A 9,230-nucleotide genomic window follows, 5' to 3' on the forward strand; every position below is an offset into this window, starting at 1 on the left:
GCGACCGGATCTCCGAAGACGTTCTGCTGCAGAATGATCGGCGAACTTTTTGCCGTCAGCGCTCTCGGATGGGCGCGTCATGGGCGCCGTCGGGCCCTTCCAGGGCACGGGCGGTGGCGTGTTCGAGTCGGTGGCGCAACAACGCCCCCGGCTGGGTTCGCTGCAGCCAGGTGACCATGCCTTCGCGGACATGGCATCGCAGGTCGAACAGCGAACCCGCGTCGGCGGCGCTGACCAGGATGCGCACCCGCACCGAGCCGTCCACCGCATCGATGACCTGCAGTACGCCGGAGCGGCCGTCCCAGAGTTCGTCGGCGCGCAGCAGGCGGTCCAACTCGGCGCGCATGGCGTCCAGCGGCACGGTGAAATCGACATCGACGTGGATGGTGCCCAGCAGCGCGGTGGCGTTGCGGGTCCAGTTCTGGAACGGCGTCTTGATGAAGTAGGTGCACGGCAGCACCAGCCGCCGTTCATCCCAGATGTGCACGACCACGTAGGTCAGCGTGATCTCTTCGATGCGGCCCCATTCGCCTTCGACCACCACGACATCGCCGACGCGGATCGCATCGGAGAAGGAGATCTGGATCCCGGCCAACGCCGCCCCCAGGGACGTCTGCGCGGCCAGGCCTGCCACCACGGACAACAGCCCGGCGGACGCGAACAGCGTCTTGCCGATGTTGCTGAAGGCCGGAAAGGTCATCAGCACCGACGCGAGGCCGAACACCACGACCAGGGCGACAACCAGCCGGCGCAGCAGAGTGATCTGGGTCCGGACCTTGCGGCGGCGTCGGTCGGCGTCGGTCATCGCCTTGTCGCCACCGGCGAAGCTTGCGATCGCGCGCCGTTCGGCGACCAGGATCAGGCTGGCGAACAGCCAGGTGTTGGTCGTCATCAGCGCGATCACCAGTAGGTGGTCGACGCCATCCCGCCACGCCGAAGACGGTTGCAACACGTGGTGTACCGCGGTTTTGGCCGCGATCATCATCAGGGTCGCACGCACCGGACCCCGCGTCAGCTCGTCGATGTCGTCGATGACTGCGCTGCGGCCCTTGATGCGCTGCAACAGCCACGACAGCGCCATCCCGACGCCGTAGGCGACCGCCATGGCGCCGGCCACCCAGGCGGCATTGACGGCCACGTGGCTTACCGGTTCGAGTCGGATCGCTTCAGGCACGAAGAAGTCTGCTCCTGAATCGGGGATCAGCACGGGTCGCTGCTAGAGGTTCCCCATGCCCGCCAACCAGGAAACATCGAGAGGAAGCGCTTCCCGTTCAAGAGCGGGGTCGCGCGCCAGGGTCGCGGCAACCGCCGCTCCGGCCACCCCGTCGCCAGCCTGGGGCCCCAGGCGAATCGGCCAGATACAATAGCACGACAGCGCGTCGGTCCGTGTCGACCGCACGCTGTGGTAGCCGATACGAAATCCGAGGTGTTAGTTGCCCGAAGAACGTAACGAAACCGCCGGCTTGGAACCGCATTTCGAGGACGTGCAGGCCCACTACGACCTCTCCGACGAGTTCTACCGGTTGTTCCTGGATCCGACCCAGACCTACAGCTGCGCCTACTTCGAGCGCGACGACATGACCCTGGAACAGGCGCAGCTCGCCAAGATCGACCTGTCGCTGGGAAAGCTGGGGCTGGAGCCCGGCATGACGCTGCTCGACGTGGGCTGCGGTTGGGGCACCACGATCATCCGCGCGCTCGAGCGCTACGACGTCAACGTGATCGGCCTGACCCTGAGCCGCAACCAGCAGGCGCACGTGCGACAACGCCTCGACAAGCATCCCTCGGCGCGCAGCAAGCAGGTACTCCTGCAGGGTTGGGAGCAATTCGGCGGCAAAGTGGACCGGATCGTGTCGATCGGGGCCTTCGAGCACTTCGGGCGCGACCGCTACACCGACTTCTTCACGATGGCCTACGAGGCGCTGCCCGCCGGCGGCGTGATGCTGCTGCACACCATCATCAAGCCCAGCGACGAGGAGTTCGCCGAGCGCGGACTGCCCCTCACCATGACCAAGATCCGGTTCATGAAGTTCATCATGGACGAGATCTTCCCGGGCGGGGACCTGCCCAACGCCAAGACCGTCAAGCACCACGCGGGTGCCGCGGGATTCGCCGTCACGCGGGTCCAGCAGCTGCGCCTGCACTACGCCCGCACCCTGGACACGTGGGCGGGCGCACTCGAGTCGCACCGCGACGAGGCCATCGCGATCCAGTCCCAGGAGGTCTACGACCGCTACATGAAGTACCTGACCGGTTGCGCCGATCTTTTCCGTGAGGGCTACACCGACATCGCACAGTTCACCCTCGCCAAGGGTTGATTGGCGCGGCCTGTCCCACGCACTGCCGCGGTTTGCAGCTGCGTCCCCTTCCGCAGCCGAGGACGAAGGGGGCGCCCGGACAGTCCGCGGCGCCGCCACCGGAATCGGCGTTAGCGACCGCGGCTTCGGACGGGAGGATCACCAGTCCTGCGCGAGCGCGGAATCTTCTGGCTCGCGGGTGAAGCGCAAGAAGCGTGAGAGAGCTCCATCGTGGATCAGGTGCAGTTCGTGCATGGCCCGGGTGCAGGCGATGTAGAGCATGCACCGGTCCATCTCGCTGGCGTAATTATCGTCGTCCACCTGCGGGACGATCACCGCGTCGAACTCCAGTCCCTTGGCGAGGTGTGCGGAGGTGATAACGATGCCGCCGGCGAACGCGGTGCTCTCGTAGTCCAGGAGGGTCAGCTCGACACCGGCCTCGGTCAGCGCGCGATGCCACGCTTCCGCCTGCGTGACCGTTTTGCAAACGATGCCCAGGGAATGGTGATCGCCGTTTTTGTGCCGACCGATCAAAGACAGCATCTCCGCCCGCTGGTTGTGCCGGTCTTGGCAAGCGATCAGCCGGGGTGGTAGGCCGTGCCGCTCGACCGGGACGAGCATGTCGTTCCGGGAGATGTTCTGCGCGAAATCGGTGATCTCGATGGTGGAGCGATAGCTTTTGGACAGCTCCAAGCAGTCGGCCTCCGGGAAGACGCCGCGAATTACCGGCAGTGACGAAGAGCTGAACGGGTTCACCGACTGGTTCGAGTCACCCAGTATGGTCATCTTGCACGAGAACAGGTTTCGCAACACCGCGTACTGGATCGGTGTGTAGTCCTGCATTTCGTCGACGATGAGGTGACGGATGTGGCCGTAATTCTCGAGTCGGTTCGTCTTGATCATCGTGTACACCAGCGGAAACACGTCACTGTGTTCGATCTTCTTGCGTCCCATCGGTTTAAACAGGCCACGGCGGGAGGAGAAGGCGAAGAAGCCCCGGTAAATGCTCAGTGCGCTCTTGTACGGGAACATCGCACGAACCTGCTTGCGGACACCGTTGGTGTCGGCGGCCGACCACGTACGGCCCCTGTCCAGCACCTGGCTCCTGAGTACCTGCACTGCGGTGTTGGTCACGCGGTCAAGCCGCGCGAAGACCGGAAGCGTGTGCCACTCATCGAACGTCGCGGAGACTCACTCGACGGACAGCCGATTGGTCCCCTGCTTGATTTCCGCGGGAGCGAAATCATTTGTGCAAGAGTCGATCCACTCGTCGAGGGAGGCGACGAAATCGGATGTGGACTTGTACCGGATCCGTTCGGCCGCGGCGTCGTCGACGTGGTCCAGCAGATTGACCACCTGTTCGCTGAATGTCTCGTAGTCAGTGACGCTGGCCAGGAATGTACCGGCGATCCTGTCGAAGTCGATCTCGGCGACCTGCTCCTCACCAAGCTCGGGCAGCACGTTGGCGATGTAGTCGCCGAAAACCTTGTTCGGTGAGAGGATCATGACGTTGTCGGACGACAGCGTGTCTTTGAAGCGGTAGAGCAGGAATGCGACCCGGTGCAAGGCGATCGACGTTTTCCCCGAGCCCGCTACCCCTTGAAGGATCAGCACCTCGGCGGTCTCGTTGCGGATCACTGCGTTCTGCTCGCGCTGAATCGTCGCGACGATGTTGTGCATCTTGTCGTCCGTGGACTGACTCAACTCCCGCTGCAGGACATCGTCACCGATGTTCAGCGCGCTTTCGAACATGTACTCCAAGCGCCCGCCGCGGATCTTGTACTGGCGCTTGCCGATGATTTCGCCGCGTTTGGTGCCCTCGGGTGCCTCGAAAGATGCGGCGCCCATTTCGAAGTCATAGAAGAGACTGGATAGGGGAGCCCGCCAGTCGTGGATCCGGACCTCGTGGGTCTCTGGGTCGAAGAAATGGTGTACGCCGACGTAGTACGGAGTGGCGTCGGTATCGCCGTTGGCGCGGAAATCGACCCGGCCGAAGTAAGGGGTGTCGAGAAGCCGCTTGACCCGTTCCCGGGTGAGAACCGCCCGCTGACCGAGGGCCACCTCCATATTGATGTCTTGCCGGAACGTGGCCTTCTCGGCAAAGTCCATGTCGCGCCGGGCGACCCACAGGTGTTCCTTATGCTCGCGGATGGTTCTGGCAGACGTGTCAACAGAGTCGGTGAGGCGTTCCAGCTCGGCAGTCAGCAGCTCCACCGTCTGGGCCAGGAACTCTCGCTCTCGGCGCTCGTCGCGCACGGCGATGTTCGTCAAGCAGATCTCCGTTTCTGGGTTCCGCCGAGTCCGCCGCAAGAGGTGCTTACGGCCCCTGCCGGTCCGGCGGACTCCACCAGGGCTCAGGCGGCTCCCTGCCGTCCCCAAACCCTACCATTACGTCAGACTAGGCTCGCGTGTGCCGGTGAAACCCGTGGTGGCCTTCACGATCGGCTGCGATCTGGTCGGTGCCTCCCCCGCCACCACGGCGATGTTTGTGCCGCTACTGCTGGCGGTCGCGATGCGACGAGCCCCCTCGGGCGGCCCTGACGACGGCACGCCTTATCGCCTCGTAACCGGTGCAGCGGCACAGGTTGGAGGTGAGCAACTCCCGCAGCCGCTCCGGGTCCTCGGCGATGCCCGGGTCGCTTTCCAGCGCGCCCGCGGCCAGCATCAGAAAGCCCGGGGTGCAAAAGCCGCACTGCAGCGCGTGCTCTGCCGAGAACGCCGCCTGCAGCGGGTGGTCGGAGTTGTCGGGCGCGGCGAGGCCCTCCACGGTGCGGACCGCCCGGCCGTCGCACTGAACGGCGAACATCAGGCATGAGCGCACCGCCTCGTCGTCCACCAACACCGTGCAGGCCCCGCAGACGCCGTGTTCGCAGCCCAGGTGGGTCCCGGTCAGCCCACACTCCTCCCGCAGCGCATCGGCCAGCGTTCGGCGCGGCGGCACCTCGATCGCGTAGTCAACACCGTTGATCCGCAATGTTATTCGCACGCCTTCACGCCCCGTCCCGGGCCTGGGTGAGTGCGCGCCGGGTGAGCACGCCCACGGCGTGACGCTGGTAGGCGATGTCGGCGTACGGCTGGGGGCGCGGGTCGGCGTCGTGGTCGGCGGCGGCCCGGGCGGCCTCGGCGATGGCGTCGTCGTCGAGCGCCCGGCCGGTCAGCGCCGCCTCGGCCGCCGTGGCGCGCACCGGGCGGTCGGCCGCGTTGACCAATCCCACCGACGCGGCCACGACCCGGCCGTCGACGATGGTGACCGCGGCCAGCGCCGCGAGCTGCGCGAAGCCGGCCTGTGTCCGCCGGTGTTCGACGAATCCCACGGCGGTCCCGACCGGCAGCAGCGGCAGGCGCACCTCGGCGAGCAGCTCGTCGGGGCGCCGAGCGGTGCGGAACGGGCCGGTAAAAAATGCGCCGGCCCGCACGACGCGACTCTCGCCGGGGCCGCGCAGCTCGATCTCGGCGTCCAGCGCGGTGGCGACCGCGGGCCATTCGGCCGCCGGGTGGGCGTAGGCGAGGCTGCCCGCCATCGTGCCGCGGGCGCGGATGGGCGGATGGCCGATGTGGCGGGCGACCCGCCGCAACAGCGTGCCCAGGGGACCGGGCACCGCGTCGAACTCGAAGGCGCGATGCCGGACCAGCGGGCCGACCCGCAAGGCAACCGGGTCGAGGGTCAGGTCGCCGAAGCCGGCGACCCCGTTGATGTCGACGAGCCGCCGCGGCCGCGCGGTTCGGAAGTTCATCTCGAGCACCAGGCTCTGGCCGCCCGCCAGCACGCAGGTGTCGCCGTCGGCGAGCGCGGCCACCGCGTCCTCGGGGCTCTGCGCGGCGACGTAGTCGAACGGCGCGGGCTTCACCGGGCTGCCCTCCAGCAGGTGTACGGGGTCAGCGGCATCTGCAGCGCCGACCGGTCGTCGAGGCCGAGCGCGTCGGCGACGGCGTTGACGACCGCCGGGGGCACCCCGATGCACCCGGCCTCACCGGCGCCCTTGGCGCCCAGCGGCGTGTTCGGATTCGGGGTGCACGTCGCTGCGAAGTGCAGCGACGGCAGCTCCGAGACCGTGGGGATCAGGTAGTCGAGCAGGCTGCGGGCGGCGGGGGTCCCGTCGGGTTCGTAGCGCACGTCCTCGTAGAGCGCCTGACCGAGGCCCTGCACGGCCGAGCCGTAGCTCTGGCCGTCGACGATCATCGGGTTGACCGCGACGCCGCAGTCATCCACCGCGGCGATCCGCAGCACCGTGATGTCGCCGAGGTCCGGATCGATCTCCACCACCGCGGCGTAGGCGCCGAACGGGAACGCCTCCGGCGTCGCGGTGGTCACGTCGGCGCGCAGCTGTCCCGCCCCGGCCAGCTCGCCCAGCGTCATCCGCCTGTCCCCGGCGACCAGCTCACCGCCGCCGTACCCGACGTCGTCGACGGGCAGCGCCCATTTCTCGGCCGCCCGATGCCGGGCTGTGTCGATGAGGTCACCGGCCGCCCGGTACAGCGCGGCGCCACCTATCTGCATCGACCGGCTGGCGAACGAACCGGTGCCGTGCGGGACCACGGCGGTGTCGCGTTCGACCAGCCGCACGCGGTCGACGTCCACGTCGAGCGCGGCGGCGACGACCTGCGGGAACGACGTCTCGTGGCCCTGGCCGGTGGCGCAGCACCCCGACAGCGCCACGAATGTCCCGTCCGGGCACGCCTCGACGGCACCGAATTCCGCACCGACGCCGGAGCGTTCGACGTAGGTGCACAGGCCGATGCCGATCGGGCGCCCGCCGGTGTCGCGGCGCCCGGCCTGTTCGGCGCGCCACCCTGCGTAGTCCAGTTCGTGCAGCACGGCCTCCAGGGCGCCCGCGTAGTCACCGCTGTCGTAGGTGAAGCCGGTCGGGGTGGCGTAGGGAAAGTCGTGCGGCGCAATGAAATTGCGCCGCCGCAGCTCCGCCGGGTCCATGCCGAGCCGCCGGGCCAGCAGCTCGACGGTCCGCTCGACCGCCGACGCGGCCTCCGGTCTACCGGCGCCCCGGTAGGGGGCGGTCGGCGCGGTGTTGGTGACGACCGAGCGGGCGCGCACGTGCACGCGGGGAATCGCGTAGGCGCCGGTAGCGATCATCGCGGAGATCATCGGCACGATCGCGCCGGTGTGCGGGTAGGCACCCACGTCGGCGTCGATGTGCAACTCGTAGGCCAGGATGCGGCCGTCGGCGTCGGCGGCCATGCGGACCCGCTGGTTCTGGCCGCGCCCGTGCGGGGGACCGGTCAGGGCCTCGGCACGGTCTTCCGACCACCGCACCGGCCGACCCAGCTGCCGCGCCGCCGCCACCACCGCCAGGTATTCGGGCCAGGTCTCGCTTTTCCCGCCGAAGGCCCCGCCCACGTCGGGCACGACGACGCGAACCTGGTCGGGCCGCAACCCGAACGCGCCGGCCAGATCGGCACGCAGCCGGTGGGGCGCCTGGTGCGAGGCCCAGACCGCCATGCCGCCGTCGGGGCGGGGGTTCACCAGGATCGCCCGGGCCTCCAGATAGGTGTGGGCGAGCAACTGTTGGCGGTAGGCGGCCTGGATCACCACGGCCGCGTCGCGCCACACCGCGTCCTGGATCGGCTCGCCGAAGTCGCGTTGCAGCGCCACATTGTCGGAGCCGGGGAACAGCCGCACCGCGCTGCCCGCAGCCTCGGCCGGGTCGAGCAGCACCGGCAGCGGCGCGATGTCGACCCGTGCGGCGTCCCGGGCGTCCTCGGCCAGGTAGCGGTCGGCGGCGACGACGATCGCCAGGGGTTCGCCGACGTAGCGCACCCGCCCGGTCGCCAGGGCCGGCCAGGGTCGCCCGCGCACGGACTCCGGATCCAGCATCGGCGGAGTGTCGGGCAGGGACGGCAGGTCGGCGTGCGACCAGGCGCCGGCCACATGCGGCAGTCGTCGGGCTCGCGCCAGGTCCACGGCGGTGAGCACGCCATGTGCGACGTCGCTGCGGACGAACGCCGCCTCCAGGCAGCCGGGCACGCGCAGGTCCCCGACGTAGGTGCCGGCCCCGCGCACCAACGGCGGATCCTCGCGGCGCTGCAGGCGGGCACCGATCGTCGGCGCCATCGGCCACCGGCTCACAGGGGCCGCTCGGCGTTGCGGCGGTTGACCCGGTCCGTGTCGTTGGGGCTGACGGTCATCTGTTCGACGAACGAGCGGCACACTGTCATGTGTCCCGGGGAAGGTGTCAGGTGCCGAAGCTGCCGCCGGCGCCGCCTACCGGTGCGGGTGGCGCCTGGGGGGTGGGGGTGCCGTTGATGCGGCTGGCGGCGAAGGCGGCGCCTTTGTCGATCATGCTGATGTCGTCGGTGTAGGTGTTGTGGGCGGCGAAGTTGAGCCCGTCGGAGCACACCGGGTCGTCTTGGACGCAGAGTTCGATGGTCTTGGCCTGATAGAGCGGTCCGATGGTGACGTCGGGTTCGCCGAGGAAGCTCATGGCGCGCTCGTTGGGGGTGCCGAACAGCACGATCGAGGAGATGTGGTCGGCGACCTCGGGGCTCAGGGGTTTGGGCACGCTGGCCGGGTCGATGCCGTCGGGCACTGTCGGGGAGGTGACAAAGCCCATGATGGCGGCGCCCTGGGAGTAGCCGCTGAGCACCATTTTGGTGTTGGGGCATTGGCGGGCCATGGAGAGCACGTGTGCTCCGGCGTCTTTGACGCCTTCGGTGCCGGTGTCCCACTGGTCGCTGGCGGGGTAGTTGACCGAGTAGACGTCGAGTGACTTGCCGGCCAGGCGGGGGCGCAGGTTGTCGACGAAGGCCTGCACGGTGGGGCCGGGGCCGGGGTCCTCCCCGGTGCCGCGGGCGGCCACCACTTGAACGTCCGGGCAGCCCTGGGCGGCGGCGAACGGAATGGCCGAAGTCAGGGCCCAGGCGCCCAGGCCTGACGCCGCGACGACGGCCGGACCGAGAAGACGAGCGATGTGACGTGCG

At 68.5% G+C, this 9,230-nt stretch carries 8 protein-coding genes; 1 reads left to right on the forward strand and 7 read right to left on the reverse strand.

Translation table 11 applies throughout. From position 1 onward, the window contains the following. Window positions 1-55: 55 nt before the first annotated feature. Window positions 56-1,174, reverse strand: coding sequence for a mechanosensitive ion channel family protein (locus ACOJVU_RS21085; protein WP_421531570.1), 1,119 nt, complete (start codon window positions 1,172-1,174; stop codon window positions 56-58). A gap of 259 nt (window positions 1,175-1,433) precedes the next feature. Between ACOJVU_RS21085 and ACOJVU_RS21090 the strand changes: the two genes are divergently transcribed. Continuing rightward, window positions 1,434-2,318: a cyclopropane mycolic acid synthase family methyltransferase gene (locus tag ACOJVU_RS21090; RefSeq protein ID WP_421531571.1), complete on the forward strand. Its 885-nt coding sequence runs from the start codon at window positions 1,434-1,436 to the stop codon at window positions 2,316-2,318. Between the two features lie 138 nt (window positions 2,319-2,456). On the opposite strand, the gene ACOJVU_RS21095 is transcribed toward ACOJVU_RS21090, so the two are convergent. The 6 genes from ACOJVU_RS21095 to ACOJVU_RS21120 form a co-directional block, all read right to left on the reverse strand. Then, entirely contained in the window at window positions 2,457-3,431 is a 975-nt protein-coding gene (locus ACOJVU_RS21095; protein ID WP_421531572.1) for a 3'-5' exonuclease, read from the reverse strand. Window positions 3,432-3,488: 57 nt separating this feature from the next. Beyond that, the gene (locus tag ACOJVU_RS21100; RefSeq protein WP_421531573.1) at window positions 3,489-4,568 is read right to left on the reverse strand and encodes a HelD family protein; all 1,080 of its coding nucleotides are present in this window, start codon (window positions 4,566-4,568) and stop codon (window positions 3,489-3,491) included. Between the two features lie 223 nt (window positions 4,569-4,791). Further along, window positions 4,792-5,271 carry a (2Fe-2S)-binding protein gene (locus ACOJVU_RS21105; RefSeq protein ID WP_421531574.1) on the reverse strand — a complete coding sequence of 160 codons (480 nt, stop codon included), beginning with the start codon at window positions 5,269-5,271 and terminating at the stop codon, window positions 4,792-4,794. Between the two features lie 16 nt (window positions 5,272-5,287). Beyond that, window positions 5,288-6,145, reverse strand: coding sequence for an FAD binding domain-containing protein (locus tag ACOJVU_RS21110; protein WP_421531575.1), 858 nt, complete (start codon window positions 6,143-6,145; stop codon window positions 5,288-5,290). Further along, window positions 6,142-8,364, reverse strand: coding sequence for a xanthine dehydrogenase family protein molybdopterin-binding subunit (locus ACOJVU_RS21115; RefSeq protein ID WP_421531576.1), 2,223 nt, complete (start codon window positions 8,362-8,364; stop codon window positions 6,142-6,144). Before ACOJVU_RS21115 ends, ACOJVU_RS21110 begins: the two co-directional genes overlap by 4 nt. Before the next feature lie 121 nt (window positions 8,365-8,485). Next, a partial coding sequence (locus tag ACOJVU_RS21120; protein WP_421531577.1) for a cutinase family protein occupies window positions 8,486-9,230 on the reverse strand: 745 nt, incomplete at its 5' end.

Origin of the sequence: Mycobacterium sp. THU-M104, assembly GCF_049197365.1 — a bacterium.
In the GTDB taxonomy this organism is placed as follows: Bacteria; Actinomycetota; Actinomycetes; order Mycobacteriales; family Mycobacteriaceae; genus Mycobacterium.